We start from the raw sequence: 24,694 nt of genomic DNA, 5'->3' as shown, positions 1-24,694 counted from the left end.
GAGATGGCGCATCCTTCACGGGAACCGTTGCGGAAATCCTTACCGGGACGAACCGGGGACAATTTTGTCGCACACCGTTACGCGATTTGGGTTTTGGGTCCGTGCTCAACGTTCGCCACGTACGCCGTCGGGACGACCTGGGCGGGCCGCAGCGGCTCCAGCGCCTCGGGGTCCAGCAGCAATTCGTCCGGCAGTCCGAAGTCGTTCTCGTCCGGCGAGCCGTGCAGCAGCCCCAGCTCGACCATCGGCCACAGCTGAAGGACCGGAACCAGCAGCACCAGCAGGAACACACCGCTGCGGTTGCGGTCGTGGCAGCGCCGGACCAGGGCCGCCAGCAGCAGCCAGGTCGTTGGGACCAAGGCGACCAGATAGGCCATGCTGATCGCCTGTTGCCAGACCGCCCACCCGGCCTCGGGGCCTTCGATCACGGCCAAGGGGCTCCAGTTGGGCAAGCCGACCAGGCTCAGCAGGCCATCGCTGGACACCGGAGCCAGGGCGACCAGGGTCGCGCCGGACACCGCCCACCAGAACGTCGAGACGGGGCCACGCCCCAGGAAGCTCGCCAATCGCGCGAAGTTGGACATCACAGAGACCTCGTCCTCGTTGCCATGGACGGGTCACTGCAAGGATGCTGCCGCTTATAGCGAGTTCAATAACCCTAGGTAGAGGCAGGTTTCGCGTCAAAATGGTACGGAACGCCCTGCTCCTCCCACCGCCGAGGGTGGGAGGCGTACCAAATCAGGCCGCCGCGTCGCGCGCCCTCGCCGCCGGGTCGTAGTTGAGGATCGGCGACAGCCAGCGTTCGGCCGTGGCCAGGTCCCAGCCCTTGCGGCGGGCATAATCCTCGACCTGATCGGCATCGACCTTGCCGACGCCGAAATAGTGCGCCTGCGGGTGGCTGAAATAGAGGCCCGAGACCGCCGCGCCGGGGGTCATGGCGTAGCTCTCGGTCAGCTTCAGGCCGGTGGCGGCCTCGGCGTCCAAGAGCTGGAACAGCGTGCCCTTCTCGGTATGGTCGGGCTGGGCCGGATAGCCGGGCGCCGGGCGGATGCCCTGGTACTTCTCGGCGATCATCACGTCGGTGTCGGCCGCCTCTTCAGGCGCATAGCCCCACAGCTCAACGCGGGCCTTGTAGTGCAGCCACTCGGCGAAGGCTTCGGCCAGGCGATCGGCGAGCGCCGAGGCCATGATGGCGCTGTAGTCGTCGCCGGCGTCCTTGAACTTCTTGACGATCTCGTCCTCGCCATGGCCTGCGGTGACCGCGAAACCGCCGACATAGTCACCGCCCTGCCCGATCGGCGCGACGAAGTCCGACAGGGCCACGTTGGTCTTGCCCTCCCCCTTGTCCATCTGCTGGCGCAGGGTGAACAGACGCGACAGCTCGGTCGTGCGGGTGTCGTCCGTATAGAGGACGATGTCGTCGCCGTCGGCCTGGGCCGGCCAGAAGCCGATCACGCCCTTGGCCCCGAACCACTTCTCGGCCAGCACCTTGTCCAGCATCTCGCGGGCTTCGCGATAGAGGTCGGTGGCGGCCTCGCCGACCACGTCGTCCTCAAGGATCTGCGGGAAGCGGCCGATCAGCTCCCAGCTGGCGAAGAACGGCGACCAGTCGATGAACGGCACCAGCTCGTCGAGCGTGGGCTCGAAGGTGCGCGCGCCGATGAAGGCCGGCTTGGGCGGCGCGTAGCCTTCCCAGTCGATGGCGAACTTCTTCTTGCGGGCGTCGGTGATCTTGGTGCGCGCCTTGGCCGTCTGGCCACGGGCGTATTGCTCGCGGATACGGACATATTCGGTGCGGGTCTCGGCCTGCAGGCGGTCGCGCTCGGTGGGCGACAGCAGGCCCGAGACCACGCCAACCGCCCGGCTGGCGTCCAGCACATAGGTGGTCGAGCCCTTGTGATAGGCCGGCTCGATCTTGACCGCCGTGTGGGTGCGGCTGGTGGTGGCCCCGCCGATCAGCAGCGGAATGGTGAAGCCCTGGCGCTCCATCTCGGCGGCCACGAACACCATCTCGTCCAGCGACGGGGTGATCAGGCCCGACAGGCCGATCATGTCGACGTTGTGCTTCTTGGCCTCGTCGAGGATGCGGTCGGCCGGGACCATGACGCCCAGGTCGATGACCTCGTAGTTGTTACACTGCAGCACGACGCCGACGATGTTCTTGCCGATGTCGTGGACGTCGCCCTTGACGGTGGCCATCAGGATGCGGCCGGCCTGCACGCGCGGCTTGCCGGCCTTTTCGGCCTCCATGAACGGCTCCAGCCAGGCCACGGCCTGCTTCATGACGCGGGCCGACTTCACCACCTGCGGCAGGAACATCTTGCCCGAGCCGAACAGGTCGCCGACCACGTTCATGCCGTCCATCAGGTGGCCTTCGATGACGTGCAGCGGTCGCTCGACCGACAGGCGCGCCTCTTCGGTGTCCTCGTTGATGAACTCGGTGATGCCGTGGACCAGAGCGTGGGTGATGCGTTCGTTCACCGTGCCCTTGCGCCATTCCAGGTTGGCGGTCTGGACCTGGCCCTTCTCGCCCTTGTAGCGCGGGGCCATGTCGACCAGGCGCTCGGTGTTGGAGACGTTGGTCCGCTGCGGGCGGTTGAGGATCACGTCCTCGACGGCCTCGCGCAGCTCGGGATCCAGGGCGTCATAGACCGGCAGGTCGCCGGCGTTGACGATGCCCATGTCCATGCCCGCCTCGATGGCGTGGTACAGGAACACCGAGTGAATCGCCCGGCGCACCGGCTCGTTGCCGCGGAAGCTGAACGAGACGTTCGACACCCCGCCCGAGATCCTGGCGTAGGGGCAGCGCTTCTTGATCTCGCGCGTGCCCTCGATGAAGTCGACGGCGTAGTTGTCGTGCTCCTCGATCCCCGTCGCCACGGCGAAGATGTTGGGGTCGAAGATGATGTCTTCCGGCGGGAAGCCCACCTTGTCGACCAGGATGGTGTAGGCCTTCTCGCAGATCTCGATCTTGCGGGCGGCGGTGTCGGCCTGGCCGACCTCGTCGAAGGCCATCACCACCACGGCCGCGCCGTAGCGCAGGCACAGCTTGGCCTGCTCGATGAACTTCTCTTCGCCTTCCTTCATCGAGATCGAATTGACGATCGCCTTGCCCTGGACGCACTTCAGCCCGGCCTCGATCACCTCCCACTTGGAGCTGTCGATCATCACCGGCACGCGGGCGATATCCGGCTCGGCCGCCATCAGGTTCAGGTAGGTGATCATCGCCTGCTTGGAGTCGAGCAGGCCCTCGTCCATGTTGACGTCGATGACCTGGGCGCCAGCCTCGACCTGCTGGCGCGCGACCGACAGGGCGGCCGGATAGTCGCCCTCGACGATCAGCTTCTTGAACTTGGCCGAGCCGGTGACGTTGGTGCGCTCACCGATGTTGACGAAGACGGGGCGCATTTCAGTATCCAGTAGCAGCAGTCATCCCTTCTCCCCTTGCGGGAGAAGGTGGCCCGCGAAGCGGGTCGGATGAGGGGTTGAAGAACGTGGCCGCCGCGAAACGGCGGTTGAGAGGTCGGCGAGACCCCTCATCCGTCGCCTTCGGCGACACCTTCTCCCGCAAGGGGAGAAGGAGAATTGAAGTCAGAGACATCACGCCAACTCGAATGGCTCGAGCCCGGCCAGGCGCATAGCCTTGGGGCGCTCGGGGATGGCGCGCGGCGTCACGCCGCGCACTTCATCGGCGACGTGGCGGATGTGGTCCGGCGTCGTGCCGCAGCAGCCGCCCAGGATGTTGACGAGGCCGTCCTTGGCCCATTCGTGCAGGGCGTGGCCGGTCTCGTGCGGCTGCTCGTCGTACTGGCCCATGGCGTTGGGCAGCCCGGCGTTGGGGTAAGCCGCGACCAGGGTGTCGGCGATGCGGGCCATCTCGGCGATGTGCGGACGCATCAGGTCCGCGCCCAGGGCGCAGTTGAAGCCCACCGCGAACGGCTTGGCGTGCTTCACCGAGTTCCAGAACGCTTCGGCCGTCTGGCCCGACAGGGTGCGGCCCGAGCGGTCGGTGATGGTGCCGCTGATCCAGATCGGCAGTTCCTCATGGCCCTCGTCGCGCAGGTCGAGAATGGCCTTGATCGCGGCCTTGCAGTTCAAGGTGTCGGTGATGGTCTCGATCAGGAAGAGGTCGACGCCGCCCTGGTAGAGCGCGTCTACCTGCTGGCGGTACGCCTCATAGACCTGGTCGAAGGTCACCTTGCGCGCGCCGGGATCGTTCACGTCCGACGACATCGACAGCATGACGTTCAACGGCCCGATCGAGCCGGCGATGAACTTGGGCGACGCGGGGTTCTCGGCGTTCCAGCGGTCGGCGACCGAGCGGCCGATCTTCGCGCCTTCGAAATTGATGTCCCAGACGTCCTGCTCGGCCAGGCGATAGTCGGCCTGGGCGATGGTGGTGCCCGAGAAGGTGTTGGTCTCGGAGATGTCGGCGCCGGCGGCGAAATACGCATCATGAAGTTCCGCCACGAGATCCGGCCGGGTCAGGCACAGGATGTCGTTGTTGCCCTTCATCTGGCCGTTGTAGTCGGCGAAGCGATCGGCGCGGTAGTCGGCTTCCGCGAGACCCTTCTTCTGGAACATCACGCCCCAGGAGCCGTCGAGGATCAGGATCTTCTGCTTGGCGGCGGCCTTGAGGGCGGCCACTCGGTTGGCGCGGATGGAAAGGTCGGTCATCGCTTGGCTCCGGAGTGCGCGGCCTGCTGGCGCGCGAGCTCCTGGTTGAACTGGCCTTCATAGGCGTCGACGAACTTGCCGAGCTCGGACGGGTCGACGAAGGCGTTGGGGTCGCCGCGCAGCAGCTTCTGGCGCTTGGCCAGCAGGCCGCCCTGCTCCTCGTGGCTGGGCAGCATGACATCGGTCGGCAGGGCGCGCATGGCCACGAAGCTGGCGCGATAGTCGGCGACGATGTTGCGATAGGTCTTGTTGCCGACCAGCACATTACCGGCCACCGACAGCGAGCATGGGAAGGTCACGTTCAGCGGCCGGCCCTTCTCGGTCACGGCCATGGTCCAGGTGGTGCAGCCGATCGTGTGGCCCGGCGTCAGGTGGGCGACCAGCGCGGTCTCGCCCAGCTTCAGCTTGGCCTCGTCGCCAAAGCCCTTGTCAACCTTCACCGCCGGAAAGGGCGTCAGGCCGTTGTCGTTGTCGCCGAAGTGCTGGCCCTTCTCCAGGGCGGCCTCATCGGCGCGCGAGGCCCAGACCTTGGCGGTCGGGATGTCGGCCTTCAGCTGGGCCAGGCCGCCGGCGTGGTCGAAGTGGGCGTGGGTGTTGATCAGGACCTTCACGTCGGCCAGCTGGAAGCCCAGGGTGGCGATGTTGCGCTCGATCAGCTTGGCGCCCTCGGCCGAGGGACCGCTGTCCAGCAGCACGTGGCCTTCGGACGAGGTGATCAGCCAGGCCGACAGGCCCTCGGAGCCGACATAGTAGATGTTGCCGACCACGCGGTACGGGCGGATCGGCTTGGTCCAGTTGCTGTTGTCGGCGTGGGCCGCCGGGGCCAGAGCCACCAGCGCCAAGGCCGTCAGGGAGAAGAGCGCACGTTTCATGCGGCGGCCTCCGCCGGAGCCGGCGTGGTCTCGCGGATGCCCAGCACGCGGCAGATCGCGTAGACCAGATCGGCCCGGTTCAGGGTGTAGAAGTGGAAGTCCTCGAAGCCCTGCTCCTGCAGCTTGGCGCACATCTCGGCGGCGACCGAGCAGGCGATCAGGCGGCGGGTCTCGGCGTCGTGCTCCAGCCCGTCGAACAGGTTGGCCAGCCACGACGGGATCGCCGTCTGGCAGGCGGCGGCCATCTTCTTGAGGCCCGCGAAGTTGGTCACCGGCATGATGCCCGGCACGATCGGGATGGTGATCCCGGCGGCGCGGACCTTGTCGACATAGCGCAGGAAGGCGTCCAGATCGAAGAAGAACTGGCTGATGCCCAGCGTCGCGCCCGCGTCGACCTTCTGCTTCAGCACGTCGATGTCGTGCTCCAGCGACGGGCTTTCCGGATGCTTTTCCGGATAGACGCCGACCAGCACCTCGAACGGCGCGATGCCGCGCAGGGCCTTGGTCAGTTCGGTGGCGTTGGCGTAGCCGTCCTCGCGCGGGACATAGACGCCGCCGATGCCGCCCTCGCCCGGAGGCGGGTCGCCGCGCAGCGAGACGATGTGGCGCACGCCCGTCTCCCAATACTCCCGGATCACCTCGTCGACCTCGTCGCGGCTGGCGCCGACGCAGGTCAGGTGGGCGGCGGGCTTGAGGTTGGTCTCGTCCAGGATGCGCTTGACGGTGCGGTGCGTGCGCTCGCGGGTCGAGCCGCCGGCGCCGTAGGTCACCGAGACGAAGGCCGGATCCAGCGGGGCCAGGCGGGTGATCGCCTGCCACAGGCTCTCCTCCATCGCCGGGGTCTTGGGCGGGAAGAACTCGAACGAGACGCGCGGACGATAGGTGCGCTCGCCGGCGCGGGCCACGGGACCGATCACGCGGCGGGTGGGCGGAAGGGTCATGCGGCGTTCCTCGCTGCAGTAGCTTGGCCCGGACGGCGCGCCGTCCAGATCTTCACGGTCAGCCCCTCGGACGAAGCCGGCGGCAGGGCGATATTGCTTTCCAGGGAAAGGCCGGCGGCCTCGATCCACGGGACGATCTCGGCGTCCTCGAAGCCCAGGCGGCGATGCTGGTGCACCTCGCGCAGGAACTCGTGGTCGTGCGGGGCGAAGTCGGCGATCAGCAGCAGGCCGCCGGGCGTCACCAGGCGCGCGGCCTCGGCCACGGCGTTGGCCGGATCGGTCAGGTAGTGCAGCACCTGGTGGACGGTGACGAGGTCCGCGCAACCGCCCGGCAGGCCGGTGCGGAAGATGTCGCCGTGGCGCAGCTCGCAGCTGGAGAGGCCCGCCTTGGTCACCTCATCGCGGGCGATGTTCAGCATCTGCTGCGACAGGTCCAGGCCCAGGGCGTTGGCGGCGCGCTTGCCCAGCAGGGTGAGCATCCGCCCCGCGCCGGCGCCCAGGTCGACCATCTCCGCGAACGGCCCCTCCCCCGTCGCGCGCAGGATCGCGGTCTCGACCTCGGCCTCGTCGACGTAGAGCGAGCGGATCTCGTTCCAGCGCGCGGCGTTGCGGGCGAAATAGGCCTGGGCGTCGGTGGAGCGCTCGGCGCGCACGGCCGACAGCTTGTCGGCGTCCAGGCGCACGATCGGGTCGGTGTCGTCGATCAGGTCCAGGGCCTGCTCGACCAGGAAGCGGCCCGGCGACTTGGCGGCCAGGCGGTAGAACACCCACGCCCCGTCCGGGAAGCGCTCGACCAGCCCGGCCTCGGCCAGCAGCTTCAGGTGCCGCGAAACGCGCGGCTGGCTCTGATCTAGGATCCGGCATAGCTCCAGCACCGACAGCTCCTCGGCCGCCAGCAGGGCCAGCAAGCGCAGGCGCGTCGACTCGCCAGCGGCGCGCAGCACTTCGACAACCTGTTCGGCGGTGAGCTTCATGAGGACATAAAGATATCTTTATGTCCGATTTGGCAAGCTGAATTTATGCCTCGGGATCGCCCTTCGGAGGCTCCCAGAGCTCGATTTTAACCCCAGCCGGGTCCATCAGCCAGGCGAAACGACCCATGCCGTCCTCGTCCTGGCGACCGGTGGGTTCGACGCCCTCGGCTGAAGCCTTGGCCAGGACGCCGTCGATATCATCGACCACGAAATTGATCATGAACGGCGCGGTCGACGGCGCGAAATACTGGGTGTCGGCCCCGAACAGCGCCCAGTTGGTCGTCGCGGTGCGCGGCGACTTGAACACCGCCCCGCCCCACGAATGGATCTCGAAGCCCAGCACCCGCGCATACCAGTCACGCACGGCGGCCGGATCCTCGGCCTTGTAGAACACCCCGCCCAGACCCAGCACCTTGGCCATCACTTGCTCCCCAGCGCGTCCGCCCAATCCTCGGACCACCTTAGCAGAGGCCACAGCGCGATGATCAAGTCCGCCCCGCGCGGGGTCAGGCGATAGCCGCCGTCGGCCGCCACGATATCGGCGGCGCGCAGTTCGGCCAGCCGCGTGTTCAGCGTGCCCGGCGGCAGTTCGGCCGCCGCCTGCAGGGCGCGGAAGGTCAGGACGCGGCCTTCGCGCAACTCCCAGACGATCCGCAGCGCCCCGCGCCGGCCCAGCAGGTCCAGCGCAGCCATGATCGGCTTGCCGCTGTCAGAGCCACGAACCGCGCGCCCAGGAACAGGCGCTTCAATTTCTGTAGCGTCGCCAGGATTTTCCATGTTACAAATTTTGTAGCACGGAGGAGCGCCCATGTCGCCGAGGATCGAACCCGCCAAAGCCCCCTACCCGCCTAGCGTCGCCGCCACGCTGGAGCAGCTGAAGACGCCGGGAGACCAGCCGCTGTCGTTGTTCCGCACCCTGGCCCGCGACGAGCGGCTGTTCGCCCGCTTCACCGGCGGTGGCCTCCTCGACCCCGGCCATCTGACCCTGCGCGAGCGCGAGATCGTCATCCACCGCATCTGCGCCCTGAACGGCGCGGCCTATGAGTGGGGCGTCCACGCCGCGCTGTTCGCCGGCGCGGCCGGCCTCGACGCCGAACAGCTGACCGCAACCGTCGCGCCGGGGATCGCGCCGTGCTGGGGCCCGCGCGAGGCGCTGCTGATCGGCTTCTGCGACGCGGTGAACGCGCGCGCCGACATCGACGACAGCCTATGGGCCCGATTGGCCGAGACCTTCTCGGAAGAGGCCCGGATTGAACTGATGATGTTGGCCGGCTTCTACCGGACTGTCAGCTTGCTGGTGAACGGCCTACGGCTGGAGCCGGAAGCGTTCGCGGCGCCGTTTCCGGCTTAGGCGGCCATCACCTTGGCCCGAGCCATAATCCGACCGACCAGCAAGTGCGGTCATCGCCCTCGACCGGCCCTTCCAACCACGCCTTGAGCTCGCGCACCAGGGGCGCTGTTTCGAAGACCTCCAGAGGGAAGTCGCCTTCGCCCCAGAAATAGAGATCAGCGCCGTCGCGCGTCGCCTCGGCCTCGGTGAACTGGGCCCGAGGCCTATCGTCAGCCGCGACGGCCTTTCCCTTCAGGGTCAGGTCGAGCCAGCCGAGCTCGCCATCGAACTCGGCCTCAACGGCCTCGACCATGGGGTGCGCATGCCAGTAGCTGGGATCGTGGATTCTCGCGCCGAAGAGCAAATCCCCGGACAGGCGCGGTGTTCTGGACATAGCCCCAAACTAACGGCCGGGAACGCCGCTGCAATGGCCTAGCCGCAGGCCTCCGACACCTTGGTCCAGACCTCGCGCGTCTCGATCACCGTGTCATTGCCCGGTACCGCGCCGCCGCCCAGGCTGGCCTTCAGGGCGGCCAGTTGCTGCTTGGCGGCCTCGCGTTCCTCCGGTGGGCCGGAGCGGATGGTTTCTTCGATCTGGGCGATGACCGGGGCCATGGCGGCGCTGGTCTGGGACGGGACCGGCGCGCCGGCGGCGGCCTGGCGGACCTGGAGGGTGCGCTCCCAACGGCCGTCCGCCAGCTTGCGAAAGCTGTCGGAGAGCACCTGCCCGCCCGAGCACGCCGTCCGGTAGGTCGAGCCGCCGCCCGGCAGGGCCGCGAACGCCTGGGTCGCGCAGTTGGAGACCGGCGGCGCTGCGCCCGATCCCTTCACGCACCAGTGGTTCGGGCCTTGGCCGGGATAGCTCCGGGAAGCGACCGAGCCGTCGGGCCCGGTCTGCTCCACGGTCGTCGAACCCGTCGCGCCGTCCACGCGCTGCACGCTCTTCAGGACCATCGGCCCAGAGCGCGTGGTCGTCGCGGTCTCGGCGTCGATCCGGTAGTCGCCCGGCGGCGGCGTGAGCTGACCCGCCGCCAGCATGCCGACGGCGGACAGGAGCACCAGAGCCCGCATGCGGTCAGGCCGCGACCGGCGTGGCCAGCGGCTCGCCGTGGAAGTAGCGGCGCAGGTTCTCCAGGGTCAGGCTGACCATGGCCGGGATGCTGTCCAGGGTCGCGCCGGCCGTGTGCGGGGTCAGCACGGTGTGCGGCACGCCCACCCAGCGGGCGGCCGGGGTCGGCTCCTGGGCGTAGACGTCGAGGGCGGCCATGCCCAGCGTGCCGGCCTTCAGGGCCTCGATCAGAGCGTCCTCGTCGATCAGGGCGCCGCGCGCCACGTTGACGATCAGGCCCTGCGGCCCGACGGCCTCGATGACGGCCTTGTTGATCAGGTGATGGTTGGAGGCGTCCGAGCGCGAGCAGACCACCAGCACGTCGCTGTCGCGGGCCAGGGCCATCAGGCTGTCGGCGCGCGGATACTCGGCGTCCTTGGGATTGGGGCCCCACCAGGCGACCTTCATTTCGAAGGCCCGCAGGCGGTTGGCCACCGCCTCGCCGATATAGCCCAGACCGACGATGCCGACCTTGCGGCCGCGCAGGCCGTGGCGCGGGGCCATGCGTTCGGCGTGGGTCCAGTGGCCCGAGCGCAGGCGATGGTCGCCCTCGACGATGCCGCGCCAGGCAGCCAGGACGAGGCCCACCGCGTGGTCGGCGACGTCGGCGGCGTTAAGGCCCGTGGAATGGGTGACGGCGATGCCGTGCGCCTTGCACCAGGGCACGTCGACGCCATCATAGCCGACGCTGACGCAGGCGATCAGACCCAGCTGCGACATCTCCGAGAGCATGTCGCGCGACAGCGCGAACTCGCCGGCGTGGACGATGGCCCGCACCCGCCGTCCCGGACCGTCCAGGAACGCCATCCTGTCGGGATAGTCCCACAGCCGGTGCACCTCGTAGGCGCCCTCCAGCAGCGGCTGCAGCGGGATGAGCATCTCGTGCGAGAGCAGGATGTGAGGCTTGTCGACAGCGGTTTGCGGCATGCTTGTTCTCCATCTGCGCCGGCCATGCGGCCCGGCGACGGATCGTTCTTTTTCGCCCACCCAGGCGACTCCGGACGGAGCGCCAAGCCAGAGCTAAGCAGAGCCCCGCGCGGACGCCAGGGCCTGGAACATCACGCTCTGGTGACGACGAACAACCCGGCCCAAGCGCTGCGGTTCCGCTGCCCCGCGGGTTTGCACGGCGAAGCTGTGAACAACCGCCGTTCCGGGGGGTTTTGCTAGCGGCGCCACAGGGCGCTCGGAGGAACCCTCATGTTGATCAAGATGCTCGCCGCCAGCGCGGCGCTATCGATGCTGGCGTGTGGCGGCTCTGCCCTCGCCGCCCAGGCTAAAGCCTCGGCCCAACTCGGTCCCAAGCAACCGGTCCCCTATTCGCAGCTGAACGCCTACACCAAGGCCTCGCCCAAGGTCCGGGCCAGCAAGGACTGGTGGGCGGGCTCGGCCGCCACGGGGATGTCGACCGACACCTCGGCCACGGCTCCCGCCACCGCCTCGGCCGGCGCGGACACCAACGCCACGCTGCCGCCGGCGACCTCGGCCGCGCCGGACACGGCCGTGAACCCGGCCCCCTCGGCCGCGCCGCCCAGCCTGCCGGTCACCCCGCCGACCAACGCGCCGATGACCGAGGACAAGATGACCCAGCCCGGCGCGGCGGCCACGCCGCCGGCCACCCCGCCGGTTGATCCGAAGTAGGACTGCTGTCGGGGCGGCGCGGAGCCGCCCCGACCGTCAGCCGCCGAAGACGAAGTCGGCCTTGTAGTAGCCGTTGGCCGGATCGAGGATATTGACCGCGAACGGCGCGGAGCCGTCCGCCAGGTCGGTCAGCCAGGCGTCGTTCGACTTGGCGATGACGCCCAGGTTCTCGGTCGCCGCGGCCGCCAGCAAGAAACCGACCATCGCCGCCTTGGTGCCGATGCCCGTCGCGCCGTCGCCGCCGTAATAGGCGAGATAGTCCACCCGCGTGTCGATCAGGCTGTGGACCTTGTCGTCCGTCGGCGTGCCGCCGAAGATCGCCGCATAGGCCTTCTTCGTGGCGTCGAACAGCGACAGCGACCCGTAGCTGGCCGCGAAACTGTCCTTGGCCTCGCCGTTCTTGCCCAGGTTCACCGCGAAGTTGATGTAGCGGTTCACAGTGTTGAACTGAGCGTAGTAGGCGCTGTTCAGGTTGGTCGGGTTCGGACCGGTCGGCGCAATCAGGAAGTCGACGCCCCCCTGGGTCGGCACCTTGCCGGTGAAGAACTGGTAGTTCATCGACGCGACCGAGGTCGTGGCGTCGGCGGCGTTGACGATCGCGGCCGTGACCTGGACGTCCGAAAGCTGGCCCACGGTCCACTTGAACAGCAGGTCCTGCGCCAGGGCCGACACGGCGGCCGTGTTGCTCTGCCGCAGGATCGCGTTCATCTCGGAAGCGATCTCCGTGCTCGACGGCGGGTTCGGGAAGAGGATGCTCTCGATGTTCAGCAACCTGTCGGTCCCGTCCGGCGAGCCGGCCCGCAGGTCGGTCACGGTCGTGGAGCCGTCGCTGTTCTGGACCACCGAATAGTTGGCCTTGCCGCCCAGGTAGCGGACCGTGTCATTGCCCGCGCCGCCGTCCAGCACGTCGTCGCCGCCGCCGCCCGTCATCACGTCGTCGCCAGCGCCGCCCTCCAGCCGGTTGGCCCGCGCGTCACCCGTCAAGGTGTCGCCGAAGGCCGAGCCGATGAGGTTCTCGATGCCGACCAGGGTGTCGACGCCCGCGCCCTTGGTGTCCTGACTGGACCCTTGCAGCAACAGGTTCACCGTCACGGCGGCGCCCGCGCCGCCGTAGTCGGCGGTGTCGACGCCCGCGCCGCCGTCCAGCCGGTCGGCGCCATCGCCGCCGATCAGGCGGTCATTGCCGGCGTCGCCATAGAGCTGATCATCGCCGGCGCCGCCATTCAACACGTCATCGCCGGCGAAGCCCTGTAGCCGGTCGGCGCCCGCGCCGCCGGTCAGGGTATCGGCGCCGTCGGTACCGCCGTCCGCCTTGAGGCCGGCCATGTTGACCGAGACCACGCTCTTGCCGTCGAACACGATCATCCGCGCACCGTCATTGCTGAGGATGACGCGGTCGCCATAGGCGGCGCTGGCGTAGTTGGCGTCGGCGCCGTTAGGCGCGATGTCCATGCCCAGCGAGTAGACCTGCTCGATGGCCCAGGTCTCCGTGGAGAACTTGAAGACCCGATCGGTCGCGGAGTCGACGACGAGCAGGTGCTTGCCGTCGGCGCTGAAATCCATGCCGAAGACCGTCGAAAGCTCCGGGTGCAGGCCGCTCAGATTGACGAGGTATTTGAGCGAACCGTCATAGACGTGCAGCTTGTCGGTATAGTGGGCGATACGCGAGCCATCGCCCGAGATCGCCTGGATGCCACGGTTGGGGCCGTAGACCCCGTCGCTGTACAGGTCGTGCACGGCGGTTTGCACGCCGTCTTTCAGGACATAGAGCGGCGCGGCCGTGGAGTTGGTCTCGGCCAGCAGGACCGTCCCGTGGTCGTTGGTGACCGACAGCACGGGCTGCGAGTAGGAGCCGGTTCCGCGCGTGAACACGCCGCTCGCAAGGTCCAGCGTGGCGACCTGCGCCCAGCCCGAAACAGTAAGGGCCTGTGTGAACACGACCTTGCCGTCGCTGGTGAAGGCCACATCGCCGAAGCCGCGGTCATAGCCGGTGACCGTGGTCGAATAGTCCGTGACCTTGCCGGTGATGGTGTCCAGCAGGTGGACCTTGATTGTGGCCTTGTAGCCCCACTGGTCGCCCGTCGGGTTCTCCTGCACGCCATCGGTCACCATCAGATAGCGACCGTCGGCGGACACATCCATGCCGCCCAGGATGGCGCCGACCTTCCAGCGGCCGGAGATCTCGCCGGTCGAGGTGCTGTAGGCGGTGACATAGCCATCGCCGTCGGCGACAAAGGCCGTCAGGGCGTTGGGCGAGAGCACGACGTCGCTGAACGTCCCGGTGGCCAGGGTCTGGACGGGGCCAACCGGGATCAGGCTCTCGACCGTCGTGTTGGTCGCCGACGGCGACAGCGTGATGGTCGCATCGCCGAACTTGAGAGCCTCGACGTTCAACAGCGTGTCGACGCCCTGAGCGCCGCGCACGGTCCACGAGCCATTGTCGTTCAAAGTCCAGCTGTAGGCGTTGGACGAGCCTGCATAGATGGCCGTGTCGAAGCCCGCGCCGCCGTCGATCAGGTCGTCTCCGGCCCCGCCCTCGAAGCTGTTGTCGACCTTGTCGCCCTTCAGGACGTCGGCATAGGCCGAGCCCTTCAGCCCTTCGATGCCCGTCAGCTTGTCCAGGCCGTCGCCGCGGGTGTTCTGAAGGACGCCAACCTTCGTCAGGTCGACCCGCACCCCGGCGGTCGCATTCTCGTATGACGCCACGTCGAAGCCCGCGCCGCCGTCGAGCGTGTCGTCGCCCGCCCCGCCGTTCAGGACATCGTCGCCGCCGCCGCCGTCGATGCGGTTGCCCGTCGCGTCGCCGGCCAGCTTGTCGCCAAAGCCGCTGCCGATCAGGTTCTCGATCGAGACCAGCGTGTCCAGCCCCGCGCCCTTGGTGTCCTGAGCGACGGTGATCTTCAGGTCGACGGTGACGCCCGAGGACGCGCCGCTGTAGTCGGCGGTGTCGACGCCCACACCGCCGTCCAGCAGGTCATTGCCATCGCCACCCAGCAGGCGGTCGTCGCCGGCGTCGCCATAGAGCTGATCGTTGCCGCCGCCGCCGCTCAGCACGTCATCGCCGGCGAAGCCCTGCAGGCGATCGGCCCCCGCCCCGCCCGTCAGGATGTCGGGACCGTCCGAGCCGCCGTCCGACGTGAGGCCGGCCAGATTCACCGACACCACGCTGGCGCCGTCGAAGATCATCAGGCGCGCGCCGTCGTTGCTGAGCAGGACGCGGTCGCCATAGTTGAGGGCGTTGACGTTGGCGGATGTCGGCAGGATGTCGACGCCCAGCGTGTAGACCTGCTCGACCTTCCAGGTTTCGGTGGAGAATTCGAACAGTCTGTCGGTCACGGAGTCGACGACGAACAGGTGCTTGCCGTCGGCGCTGAAGTCCATGCCGAAGACCGACTTGAGCTCCGGATACAGACTGGACAGGTTGACGAGGTACTTCAGCGAGCCGTCGTAGATGTGCAGCGCGCCCAGATACTGGGCCACCCGCGAGCCGTCGCCCGAGATGGCCTGGACGCCTTGGTTGAAGCCGCCGACGGCGTCGTTGTACTCGCGCGAGACGACCTGCGTACCGTTCTTCACGATGTAGAACGGCGCGTTGGAAGCGTCGCCCTGCGAGATCAGGATCGTCTTGTGGTCGTCCGAGACGGAGAGCGTGCCACTGGGGATGGCGCCGCTAGGGGGCGTGAACGCGCCCGTCACCGGGTTCAGGACCGTGACGGGCGTTCCCGTATAGGGGACATCGCGGGTCAGCAGGATCCTGCCGTCATCGAGGAAGGCGGCGTCGGAAAAGCCGTTCCTGTAGGCGCTGCCCGCTATCGCGTAGTCCGTGACCTGGCCGGAGACGGTGTCCAGCACGTGGACCTTGATCGCGGTGTCGTTGCTCGTCGGATCCAGCGGGCCATCGGAGGTGACCAGGTAGCGGCCGTCGACCGACAGATCCATGCCGCTCAGGGCGTTGCCCACCTTCCAGCGGCCCGCGAGCTCGCCGGTCGTGGCGCTGTAGGCGGTGACGTAGCCCTCGTTGTCGGAGACGTAGACCGTCTGGCCATTCGGCGAGAGCACCGCGTCGCGGTAGGCGCCGGTGGCGATGGTCTGGACCGGGCCCGTCGGGATCAGGCTCTCGATCGTCACGCCGACGGCGGACGGCGACAGCGTGACGGTCTTGTCGGTGAACTTAAGGGTCTCGACGTTCAGCAGCGTGTCGACGCCCTGGGCGCCGCGCACCGTCCACGTCCCGTTGGCGTTCTGGCTCCAGCTGTAGGCGCTGGACGCGCCGGCGTAGATGGCCGTGTCGGTCCCCGCCCCGCCGTCGATCAGGTCGTCGCCGGCCCCGCCCTCGAAGCTGTTGTCCCCGGCGTCGCCCTTCAGCACGTCGGCGAAGGCCGAGCCCTTCAGTCCCTCGATCCCCGAGAGCTTGTCCAGGCCGTCGCCGCGCGTGTTCTGCGGGGTCCCGACCTTGGTCAGGTCGACCCGCACGCCGGCGATCGCGTTTTCGTACGAGGCGATGTCGAAGCCGTCGCCGCCGTCCAGCGTGTCGTCGCCCACGCCGCCGTTCAGCAGGTCATCGCCCGCGCCGCCGACCAGGGTGTCGCCGCCCGCGCCGCCGCGCAGCGTGTCCGCTCCCGCGCCGCCGTCGAGGCGATTGGCGTTCGCGTCGCCGGTCAGCTTGTCGTTAAAGGCGCTGCCGATCAGGTTCTCGATCCCGATCAGGCCGTCGTAGCCCGCCCCGCCGGTGTACTGGCCGGAGGTGATCGTCAGATCCAGGGTGACGGCGGACGCCGCGCCGCCGTAGTCGGCGGTGTCGACGCCCGCGCCGCCGTCCAGGAGGTCGTCACCCAAACCGCCGATCAGGCGATCGTCGCCATAGCCGCCGTAGAGCTGGTCGTTGCCCGCTCCGCCGTCGATCACGTCGGCGCCGCCATAGCCCTTGAGGGTGTTGGCCGAGGCGTCGCCCGTCATGGTCTCGGCCGCGTCGGAACCGCCGGTCGTGACGGTCGACAGCTCGATGGCGTTCAGCTTCGTGGCGTTCAGGACCACCAGGTACTTGCCGTCCGACGTCAGGGTCAGCCCGTCGCCGTAGCGGACGCCACTGCTGAAATAGGAATCCGTCGTCGAGAGCCCGGATGAGAAGCTGCTCTGGATCGACCAGTCCGTGGTCGACAGCTTGAGGATCTGACCGTCGTTCCCGTTCAGGACATAGAGGCTGCCGCCGTCGGTGCTGAACGCCGCCGCGAAGACGAAGATCGACTCCTTCTGGAAGTCCGACAGCAGACCCTTGTAGTTCAGGGTGCCGTCATAGATCACGCCGTACTTGCTGGTCGAACCGCCCTGGAAGATCAGGTTGCCGGCGGGCGAGATCGCCTGGACGCCATAGTTGAAGCCGCTGATGTTGTCCTTGTAGCCCTGGTGACTGGCGACGATGCCCACCCCGGCCTGGTAGAGCCAGATCGGCATGTCCGAGCTGTTGTCCTGCGCGACGATGATCCTCGTACCGTCCGGCGAGGCCGAGAATGCGCCGTTCAGATAGGAGTTGCCGGCGGTCTTGAAGACCCCCGTGCCGGGATCAAGGGTCACATTGCTGCTGGAGAGCAGGATCGTGCCGTCTGCGGTGAACACCGCGTCGAAGAAGCCCCCCGAATAGCTGCTGCCCTGCGTCACGAAATCGCGGACCTGACCGGTCGCCAGGTCCATGACGTGGACCGTGATCGAGACCGTCGAGGACCCGTTGGCAGGCGGCGTGGAGCTGCGTTCGGTCGCGACCAGGAGCTTGCCGTCCTGGGAGATATCCATCCCGCCCAGCGTCGTCCCGACCTTCCAGCGCCCGGCGGCCGCGCCGGTCGCGACAGTGAAGGCGCTGACGAAGCCGTCGCCGGTCGACACATAGGCGGTCTTGCCGTCGTTGCTGAGAACGACGTCCTTCAGATCGCCCGTGGCGATCGTCTGAAAAGTACTCACTGAAACCCCACCCCGACGCGAGCAACATAACGCTGGCGCACCATACACTATGTCTAGTTGAGTTCAGCAAGGCGTGCCGACATGAAAAAGGGCGACCGTCGAAACGGCCGCCCCTCTCATCTGATCTTCACACTGAAAGACCCGCGCGCGTCCGCTTAGCGCGCGAACTTCTGGAACTTGATGCGCTTGGGGATGAGACTGTCGGCGCCCAGGCGGCGCTTCTTGTCCTCTTCGTACATCTCGAAGTTGCCCTCGAACCATTCGACGTGGCTGTCGCCCTCGAAGGCCAGGATGTGGGTCGCCAGACGGTCCAGGAACCAGCGATCGTGGCTGATGACCACGGCGCAGCCCGCGAACTCTTCCAGCGCCTCTTCCAGGGCCTGCAAGGTTTCGATGTCCAGGTCGTTGGTCGGTTCGTCGAGCAGCAGCAGGTTGCCGCCGGTGGCCAGGGTCTTGGCCAGGTGGACGCGGTTGCGCTCACCGCCCGACAGCAGACCGACCTTCTTCTGCTGGTCGCCGCCCTTGAAGTTGAACGAGCCGACATAGGCGCGGCTGTTGATCTCGCGCTTGCCGACGATCATCACGTCGGTGCCGCCGCTGATCTCCTGCCAGATGGTCTTGTTCGGATCCAGCGCGTCGCGCGACTGGTCGACGTACGAGAGCTTGACGGTCTCGCCGACCTTGACCGTGCCGTTGTCGGGCTGCTCGCGACCGGTGATCAGCTTGAACAGCGTCGACTTGCCGGCGCCGTTCGGGCCGATGACGCCGACGATGCCGTTCGGCGGCAGGCGGAACGACAGGTCCTTGAACAGCACCTTGTCGCCGTATTCCTTCTCCAGGCCGTTGACCTCGAGCACCAGGCTGCCCAGGCGCGGGCCCGGCGGAATCTGGATGTGGGCCTGGGTCTGGGCGGCGCGGGCGTTCTCCTGCGCGGCGACCATTTCATCGTACGACGCCAGACGGGCCTTCGACTTGGACTGACGGGCCTTGGGCGAGCTGCGGACCCATTCCAGTTCGCGGGTCAGGGCGCGCTGGCGGGATTCGGATTCCGACTGCTCCTGGACGACGCGCTTCTGCTTCTGCTCCAGCCAGCCGGAGTAGTTGCCCTCGTAGGGCACGCCCTTGCCGCGATCGAGTTCCAGGGTCCACTTGGTGACCTGATCCAGGAAGTAGCGATCGTGGGTCACCAGGATGACGCAGCCCGGGAACTCTTCCAGGTGATGCTGCAGCCAGGCCACCGACTCGGCGTCCAGGTGGTTGGTCGGTTCGTCGAGCAGCAGCATGTCCGGCTTGCTGAGCAGCAGGCGAGCCAGCGCGATGCGGCGCTTTTCACCGCCCGACAGGCTTTCGATGTTGCTGTCGTTGGGCGGGCAGCGCAGGGCGTCGATGGCCATCTCGACCTTGGAGTCGATGTCCCACAGGTCGCGGGCGTCGATGATCTCCTGGAGACGGGTCATCTCCTCCATCAGCTCGTCAGTGTACTCCTCACCGAGCTGAGCCGCGAGGGCGTTGTACTTGTCGAAGATCTGCTTGTCTTCGCAGTCGGCGATGACGTTGCCCCAGACGTCCAGGGTCGGATCCAGCACCGGCTCCTGGGGCAGGTAGCCGCGACGGATGCCGTCGGCGGCCTTGGCCTCGCCCGAGAACTCCTGGTCCAGGCCGGCCATCACCTTCAGCAGGGTCGACTTACCCGAGCCGTTGACGCCGACCACGCCGATCTTGGCGTCGGAATAGAACGACAGCCAGATGTTCTCGAAGACCTTCTTGCCGCCGGGATAGGCCTTGGTCAGGCCCTGCATCTGGAAAATGTATTGCTGAGCCATAGGGCGCGCGTGCTCGCTGGACGAGGGTTTCGGGGATTGGGCGCTGAAATAGCGGTCTGGAGAGCTTCGCGCAATCGTGAGCGGGTTCGCGTGGTCGCATCGCGATAGCGCTACCGTCATGGTTTAGTCGTCGTACCGTCGGACAGTCGACATCGATCCTTCGCCGCGCCGTCGTCGACCGCTGTTACCGCAAGCTCCCAACCGGCCCCCTCCTTTCTGTTTCCGGGGCCGGGAATGGGGAACATTCATGAAAAAGCACGCCTTGTTGCTGAGCGCCGCCGTGTGCGCGCTCGGCCTGATCGCGAACCCGGCCTTCGCGGCCGACGACGCCAAGCCCGCCGACGCTGCCGCCGCTCCGGCCGCCGCCGCGCCGGACAGCGCCGAAGTCGACGCCATCATCGTCCTGGGCCAAGGCCAAAGCCGCCAGGTCCAGGTCATCAACGACCAGCAGGTCGCCCTGCAAGCCGCCGGCTCCAGCCCGCTGAAGGCCATCGAGAAGCTGCCCGGCGTGTCGTTCCAGTCGGCCGACGCCTTCGGCGCGTACGAGTGGTCGACCCGCATCGCGGTGCGCGGCTTCGACCAGAACCGCCTGGGCTTCACCCTGGACGGCGTGCCGCTGGGCGACATGAGCTACGGCAACTACAACGGCCTGCACATCAGCCGCGCCATCGCCAGCGAGGACATCGGCAAGATCGAGCTGGCCCAGGGCGCCGGCTCGCTGTCGACTGCCTCGACCTCGAACCTGGGCGGCACGCTGCAGTTCTTCTCGCGCGAGCCGACCGAGGACTTCGGCGTCCAGACCAACGTCACGGGCGGTTCGGACAACATGCACCGCGTGTTCGCCCGTCTCGACACCGGCGCCATCGAGTCGATGAACGGCCTGCGCGCCTACGTCTCGGCCGCCGAACAGCAAGCCGACAAGTGGAAGGGCGGCTCCAAGCAGAAGCAGAAGCAGCTCGACGCCAAGATCGTGCTGCCGCTGGGCGACAACGGCTCGCTGACCGCGTGGTGGGACCACTCGGAACGCCGCGAGCAGGACTACCAGGACATGTCGTTCGACATGATCAAGCGCCTGGGCCGCGACTTCGACAACTTCCAGCCCGACTGGAACAAGGCCATCGGCGTCGCCGCCGTGCTGAACAACCCGGCCAACTACGCCGGCGCAACGCCGCTACTGAACGGCGGCTACTGGACCGGCGTGGGCGTGAACCCCTACCGCGCCTACGGCGTCGACACCCCGGATGACGCCTACTACGCCGGCGCCGGCATCCGTGACGACGATATCTACGCCCTGACCTTCAAGCAGAAGATCGGCGACAACGTCCGCGTCGACCTGACCGGCTACGGCCACAAGAACAAGGGCCAGGGCCTGTGGTACACGCCCTATACGATCAGCCCCGGCTACGGCACGGCCGGCTCCAACGCCGCCCCGCTGTCGATCCGCACCACCGAGTACGACATCGACCGCAAGGGCCTGATCGGCAACGTGGTCGTCGACCTCGCCAGCCACCAGATCAGCGCCGGCTTCTGGACCGAAGACAACGACTTCAACCAGGCTCGTCGCTTCTACGCCGAGACCGTGGGCAAGCCGACGCGTGACCCGCTGGACTTCCAGTCGAACCCGTTCACGACCTCGTGGGACTACAAGTTCAACACCAAGACGACCACGGGCTACATCCAGGACGTCTGGTCGATCACCGACGCGTTCAAGGTCAACTTCGGCTTCAAGGCCCTGAAGGTCGAGAACGAGGTCAAGTCGATCGTTGGCTCGATGAACGGCAAGATCGAGAGCAAGGACACCTTCCTGCCCCAGATCGGCGCCGTCTATAAGCTGGACAACGGCTTCGAAGTGTTCGGCGGCTACACCGAGAACATGGCCGCCTTCGTGTCGGCCGCGACCTCGGGTCCGTTCGCCTCGCAGAACCAGACCGTGGTCGACTACGTCGCCAAGAACCTGAAGCCGGAAACCTCGAAGACCTTCGAGGGCGGCCTGCGCGTCAAGACCAGCCGCTTCCAGGGCGTCGCCGCCCTGTACCACGTCAAGTTCGACAACCGCCTGGACAGCGCCTCGACGGCTCCGCCGATCCTGGGCCTGCCGGCCGTGCTGTCGAACGTCGGCTCGGTCACGACCAAGGGTATCGAACTGGCCGGCGAGTTCCGCCTGACGGACGCCTGGTCGCTGTACGGCTCCTACGCCTACAACGACTCCAAGTACGATGACGACGTCCCCGGCGCCGGCGGCCTGGTCGCCATGAAGACCAAGGGCAAGGACGTGGTCTTCACGCCCAAGAACCTGATCAAGGCCGAACTGAAGTACGACACGGGCGCTGGCCTCTACGCCCGCGCCGGCCTCTCCTACGTCAGCTCGCGCTGGTACACGTTCGAGAACGACGGCGGCAAGGTCGACGGCTACACGGTCGCGGACCTGACGGTCGGCTACAAGTTCCAAGCCGATCAGGGCCTGATGAAGGACCTGGAGATCCAGGCCAACATCACCAACCTGAACGACGAGGACTACATCTCGACGGTCGGTTCGGGCGGCGCCTCCAAGGCCGACCGCGCCGGCACGGCCATGACCCTGCTGCCGGGCGCCCCGCGCCAGGGCTACCTGACGATCAAGAAGCGCTTCTAGGCCTCAGATCGGCTTGAAAGAGCGAGGGCCGGGAGCACGTCTCCCGGCCCTTTTTCGTGTCCGGACACGATTTCCCGCCCGTCCGGACAGGGGTTTTCTGGCGTTCTTGAAGAGCCCAGGGCCTGGTCGGGGCATGACCAACACAAACACCGCCGCCCTGCCCGCCAACGCTCTGAGCGAGTGGCTCGAGACCTTCAAGACGGTCGCCGTCGCGCTGTTGATCGCGCTGGCGCTGCGGGTCGTGATCTTCCAGCCCTTCACCATCCCCTCGTCCTCGATGGAGCCGGGGCTGGTGACCGGCGACTACATCATCGTCTCCAAGTTCAGCTACGGCTGGAGCCGCGCTTCGCTCCCGCTGAACCCGCCGCTGTTCAAGGGCCGCTTCCTGGAGCGCACCGCCCAGCGCGGCGACGTGGTCGTCTTCCGCCTGCCGCGCGATCCGTCCCAGACCTGGATCAAGCGGGTGATCGGCCTGCCGGGCGACCGGGTCCGCGTGCGAGCCGGCCAGGTCTTCGTCAACGGGACCGCCATCCCCCAGACGCCGAGCGGCCTGACCCAGGACCACGACGCGCCGGACCGCACCGTCCTGCAGATCGGCGAGCGCACGCCGAACGGCCGCGCCTACGTCACCTATGACGGCGGTCCGGGCCAGCCGGGCGACGACACCCAGACCTATGTGGTGCCGGCCGGGCAGTATTTCGTGATGGGCGACAACCGCGACAACTCGCTGGACAGCCGCTTCGCGCCCTCAAGCGGCGGCGTCGGTCTGCTGCCGGCCGAGAACCTGGTCGGCCACGCCCAATTCGTGCTGATCTCGTGGAAGCCGGGCGCGGCGCTGCTCAAGCCGTGGACGTGGCTGGACCTGCAGTGGGATCGATTCTTCAAACCGATCCGCTAGCGGCCGCTGAATTCCTCGAAGCTCAGGACGCCGTCGCGATTGGCGTCCAACCGCTCGAAGCTCGCATGCGAGGGCGTGGTCGGACGGGCCAGCGAAGGCGCTGCAACCGCGCCGACGGCGAGACCGGCCAGGGCCGCGGCCAGCGCGCGCCAGAGCAGCCCGTTGGCGCGCGGCTTGGCGGCCTGCCCCGCAAGTTCCTGGTCGATGAACACCCGCACCGCCTCGCTGGCCGTACGGTCGGTCTCGCGGCAGCGCGCCATGAAGGCGGTCTTGGTCTCGTACGGCAGACGGACCTCGAGCACTTCGCTCTTCTTGGGCTTGCCGGCAGTCATAGGGGAACCTCGCGACGTTCGCTCCCTGACTAGCATCTTTCGCGACGCGCAAAAAGAAAGCCCGGCCAAACGACCGGGCTTGAAGTCAATAGGGAGGAAACGCCCAGGAAGGGCAGAGGCGCTCGGCGCCTCACGGGTTGCTGATACCGCTATCATATCCGGCGGCGCAACCCTTTTCCGACCGCCGCGACGGCCTGCCGCACCCCTTGTCCCGTTTATGCACAGCTTTACGGCGGCGCGATCAGGCCCTATCGATGTTACCGCTACCGGACAGCAAGGTCGGAGTGGGGAGAAACGTCGATGAAGATGCTCGCGCGGCTGGCCGTGTTCGGGGCCGCCCTGGTCCTCGCCCTTCCCGCTCATGCTGAGTCGCCTCGCTGGGTCGGCGCCTGGGCCAGCGCCCAGATGGCGCCGGACGACAAGAACCGCCTCGCCGCCGAGGACTATCCCGACGCCACCCTGCGCCAGATCGTGCGCCTGACCCTGGGCGGCGAGACCCTGCGGGTGCGGCTCTCGAACGCCTTCGGTACCGCGCCCCTGACGATCAAGGCCGCCCATGTCGCGGTGTCGGCGGACCTCGCCAGCGCCCGCATCGACCCGGGCACCGACCGCACCCTCACCTTCTCCGGCCGCGCCGAGGTGACCATTCCCGCCGGCGCCGACTACTGGTCCGATCCGGTGGCCCTGAAGGTCGCGCCGCTGACCAACCTGGCCATCAGCCTGCACTATGCCGAGGCCCCCAGCGTCCAGACCGGCCATCCCGGCTCGCGGGCCACCTCCTACGTGCTGGCCGGCGATCATGTGGCCGCCGCCGACCTGCCCGGCGCCAAGACCGCCGACCGCTGGCTGCAGATCTCCAGCGTCGACGTGGTCTCGGCCAAGGCCCGCGCCATCGTCGCCCTGGGCGACAGCATCACCGACGGCTACGGCGTCCAGCCCAACACCAACCTGCGCTGGACCGACGCCCTGATCGAACGGCTGAAGGGCAAGAATATCGGCCTTCTGAACCTCGGCATCGGCGGCAACCGCGTGCTGCTCGACGGCCTGGGCCCCAACGCCGTGGCCCGGTTCGAGCGCGACGTGCTCTCCCAAGCCGGCGTCACCCACGTCGTGCTGCTGGAAGGCGTCAACGACCTGGGCACCCTGACCCGCGAGGCGCCGGCGACGCCCGAGGCGCACAAGGCCGTCGTCGCCCAGGTCATCGCCGGCTATCGCCAGATGATCGATCGCGCTCATGGCCGGGGTATCAAGGTCATCGGCGCAACCATCCTGCCCTATGCCCGCTCGGCCTATTACCACCCCGGCTCCGAGAGCGAGGCCGACCGCCAGGCGATCAACGCCTGGATTCGCGCGCCCGGCAATTTCGACGGCGTGATCGACTGGGACAAGGCCCTGCGCGACCCGGCCAAGCCGACCTACCTTCTGCCCGCCTACGACAATGACGGCCTGCACCCCAACATGGCGGGCTACAAAGCCATGGCGGACGCCGTGCCGCTCAGCCTGTTTGGGAAGTAGCC

Annotated in this window: 19 protein-coding genes and 2 pseudogenes; 6 read left to right on the top strand and 15 right to left on the bottom strand. The window is 67.6% G+C overall.

Annotated features, from left to right (window positions below):
• Window positions 1-77 precede the first annotated feature (77 nt).
• From AC07NI_RS18545 to AC07NI_RS18505, 9 genes are all read right to left on the bottom strand, one after another.
• Window positions 78-584, bottom strand: a complete 507-nt coding sequence (locus AC07NI_RS18545) for a DUF805 domain-containing protein (protein WP_494621769.1) — start codon at window positions 582-584, stop codon at window positions 78-80.
• A gap of 154 nt (window positions 585-738) precedes the next feature.
• Window positions 739-3,420 carry a methionine synthase gene (gene metH, locus AC07NI_RS18540; protein ID WP_494622269.1) on the bottom strand — a complete coding sequence of 894 codons (2,682 nt, stop codon included), beginning with the start codon at window positions 3,418-3,420 and terminating at the stop codon, window positions 739-741.
• Window positions 3,410-3,601: a hypothetical protein gene (locus AC07NI_RS18535; protein ID WP_494621767.1), complete on the bottom strand. Its 192-nt coding sequence runs from the start codon at window positions 3,599-3,601 to the stop codon at window positions 3,410-3,412. Before AC07NI_RS18535 ends, metH begins: the two co-directional genes overlap by 11 nt.
• Window positions 3,601-4,677, bottom strand: a complete 1,077-nt coding sequence (locus AC07NI_RS18530; protein ID WP_494621765.1) for a homocysteine S-methyltransferase family protein — start codon at window positions 4,675-4,677, stop codon at window positions 3,601-3,603. The genes AC07NI_RS18535 and AC07NI_RS18530 overlap by 1 nt, the downstream gene beginning before the upstream one ends.
• Window positions 4,674-5,549 carry a CAU/MBL1b family subclass B3 metallo-beta-lactamase gene (gene blaCAU / locus AC07NI_RS18525; protein WP_494621763.1) on the bottom strand — a complete coding sequence of 292 codons (876 nt, stop codon included), beginning with the start codon at window positions 5,547-5,549 and terminating at the stop codon, window positions 4,674-4,676. The genes AC07NI_RS18530 and blaCAU overlap by 4 nt, the downstream gene beginning before the upstream one ends.
• Window positions 5,546-6,490, bottom strand: coding sequence for a methylenetetrahydrofolate reductase [NAD(P)H] (gene metF / locus AC07NI_RS18520; protein WP_494621761.1), 945 nt, complete (start codon window positions 6,488-6,490; stop codon window positions 5,546-5,548). The genes blaCAU and metF overlap by 4 nt, the downstream gene beginning before the upstream one ends.
• Entirely contained in the window at window positions 6,487-7,464 is a 978-nt protein-coding gene (locus tag AC07NI_RS18515; protein WP_494621759.1) for an ArsR/SmtB family transcription factor, read from the bottom strand. Before AC07NI_RS18515 ends, metF begins: the two co-directional genes overlap by 4 nt.
• A 43-nt stretch (window positions 7,465-7,507) precedes the next feature.
• Window positions 7,508-7,885, bottom strand: a complete 378-nt coding sequence (locus tag AC07NI_RS18510; RefSeq protein WP_494621757.1) for a VOC family protein — start codon at window positions 7,883-7,885, stop codon at window positions 7,508-7,510.
• Window positions 7,885-8,157, bottom strand: coding sequence for a winged helix-turn-helix transcriptional regulator (locus tag AC07NI_RS18505; protein WP_494621755.1), 273 nt, complete (start codon window positions 8,155-8,157; stop codon window positions 7,885-7,887). The genes AC07NI_RS18510 and AC07NI_RS18505 overlap by 1 nt, the downstream gene beginning before the upstream one ends.
• A 115-nt stretch (window positions 8,158-8,272) precedes the next feature.
• Here AC07NI_RS18505 and AC07NI_RS18500 point away from each other — a divergent pair.
• Together AC07NI_RS18500 and AC07NI_RS18495 are read left to right on the top strand one after the other, a co-directional pair.
• Window positions 8,273-8,557, top strand: a pseudogene (locus tag AC07NI_RS18500) (carboxymuconolactone decarboxylase family protein); the annotation flags it as partial.
• 10 nt (window positions 8,558-8,567) lie between these two features.
• Window positions 8,568-8,815 (top strand): annotated as a pseudogene (locus AC07NI_RS18495) (carboxymuconolactone decarboxylase family protein); the annotation flags it as partial.
• Between the two features lie 7 nt (window positions 8,816-8,822).
• Here the strand turns inward: AC07NI_RS18495 and AC07NI_RS18490 are convergent.
• The 3 genes from AC07NI_RS18490 to AC07NI_RS18480 form a co-directional block, all read right to left on the bottom strand.
• A complete protein-coding gene (locus tag AC07NI_RS18490) occupies window positions 8,823-9,107 on the bottom strand; it encodes a hypothetical protein (RefSeq protein ID WP_494621753.1) in 285 nt (94 codons plus the stop codon).
• 119 nt (window positions 9,108-9,226) lie between these two features.
• A complete protein-coding gene (locus AC07NI_RS18485; protein ID WP_494621751.1) occupies window positions 9,227-9,853 on the bottom strand; it encodes a hypothetical protein in 627 nt (208 codons plus the stop codon).
• 16 nt (window positions 9,854-9,869) lie between these two features.
• Window positions 9,870-10,829 (bottom strand): 2-hydroxyacid dehydrogenase, encoded by a 960-nt coding sequence (locus AC07NI_RS18480; protein ID WP_494621749.1) that lies wholly within the window; start codon window positions 10,827-10,829, stop codon window positions 9,870-9,872.
• 270 nt (window positions 10,830-11,099) lie between these two features.
• On the opposite strand from AC07NI_RS18480, the gene AC07NI_RS18475 reads away from it, so the two are divergent.
• Window positions 11,100-11,540: a hypothetical protein gene (locus AC07NI_RS18475; protein ID WP_494621747.1), complete on the top strand. Its 441-nt coding sequence runs from the start codon at window positions 11,100-11,102 to the stop codon at window positions 11,538-11,540.
• Between the two features lie 36 nt (window positions 11,541-11,576).
• On the opposite strand, the gene AC07NI_RS18470 is transcribed toward AC07NI_RS18475, so the two are convergent.
• Window positions 11,577-17,492 carry a hypothetical protein gene (locus AC07NI_RS18470; RefSeq protein ID WP_494621745.1) on the bottom strand — a complete coding sequence of 1,972 codons (5,916 nt, stop codon included), beginning with the start codon at window positions 17,490-17,492 and terminating at the stop codon, window positions 11,577-11,579.
• Between the two features lie 155 nt (window positions 17,493-17,647).
• On the bottom strand, window positions 17,648-19,315 hold the full coding sequence (ettA, locus tag AC07NI_RS18465; RefSeq protein WP_494621743.1) for an energy-dependent translational throttle protein EttA: 1,668 nt from the start codon (window positions 19,313-19,315) through the stop codon (window positions 17,648-17,650).
• Between the two features lie 247 nt (window positions 19,316-19,562).
• Between ettA and AC07NI_RS18460 the strand changes: the two genes are divergently transcribed.
• Both AC07NI_RS18460 and lepB read left to right on the top strand, forming a co-directional pair.
• The gene (locus AC07NI_RS18460; protein WP_494621741.1) at window positions 19,563-21,947 is read left to right on the top strand and encodes a TonB-dependent receptor; all 2,385 of its coding nucleotides are present in this window, start codon (window positions 19,563-19,565) and stop codon (window positions 21,945-21,947) included.
• A gap of 133 nt (window positions 21,948-22,080) precedes the next feature.
• The gene (gene lepB / locus AC07NI_RS18455) at window positions 22,081-22,845 is read left to right on the top strand and encodes a signal peptidase I (RefSeq protein ID WP_494621739.1); all 765 of its coding nucleotides are present in this window, start codon (window positions 22,081-22,083) and stop codon (window positions 22,843-22,845) included.
• Here the strand turns inward: lepB and AC07NI_RS18450 are convergent.
• Window positions 22,842-23,177 carry an EF-hand domain-containing protein gene (locus tag AC07NI_RS18450; protein ID WP_494621737.1) on the bottom strand — a complete coding sequence of 112 codons (336 nt, stop codon included), beginning with the start codon at window positions 23,175-23,177 and terminating at the stop codon, window positions 22,842-22,844. The two genes, lepB and AC07NI_RS18450, sit on opposite strands and share 4 nt — an antisense overlap.
• A gap of 300 nt (window positions 23,178-23,477) precedes the next feature.
• Here AC07NI_RS18450 and AC07NI_RS18445 point away from each other — a divergent pair, with 300 nt between their 5' ends.
• On the top strand, window positions 23,478-24,692 hold the full coding sequence (locus AC07NI_RS18445; RefSeq protein WP_494621735.1) for an SGNH/GDSL hydrolase family protein: 1,215 nt from the start codon (window positions 23,478-23,480) through the stop codon (window positions 24,690-24,692).
• Window positions 24,693-24,694 lie beyond the last annotated feature (2 nt).

Source organism: Caulobacter sp. GW821-FHT10E02, assembly GCF_059415225.1.
This window is presented reverse-complemented; position numbering and strand designations above follow the sequence as displayed.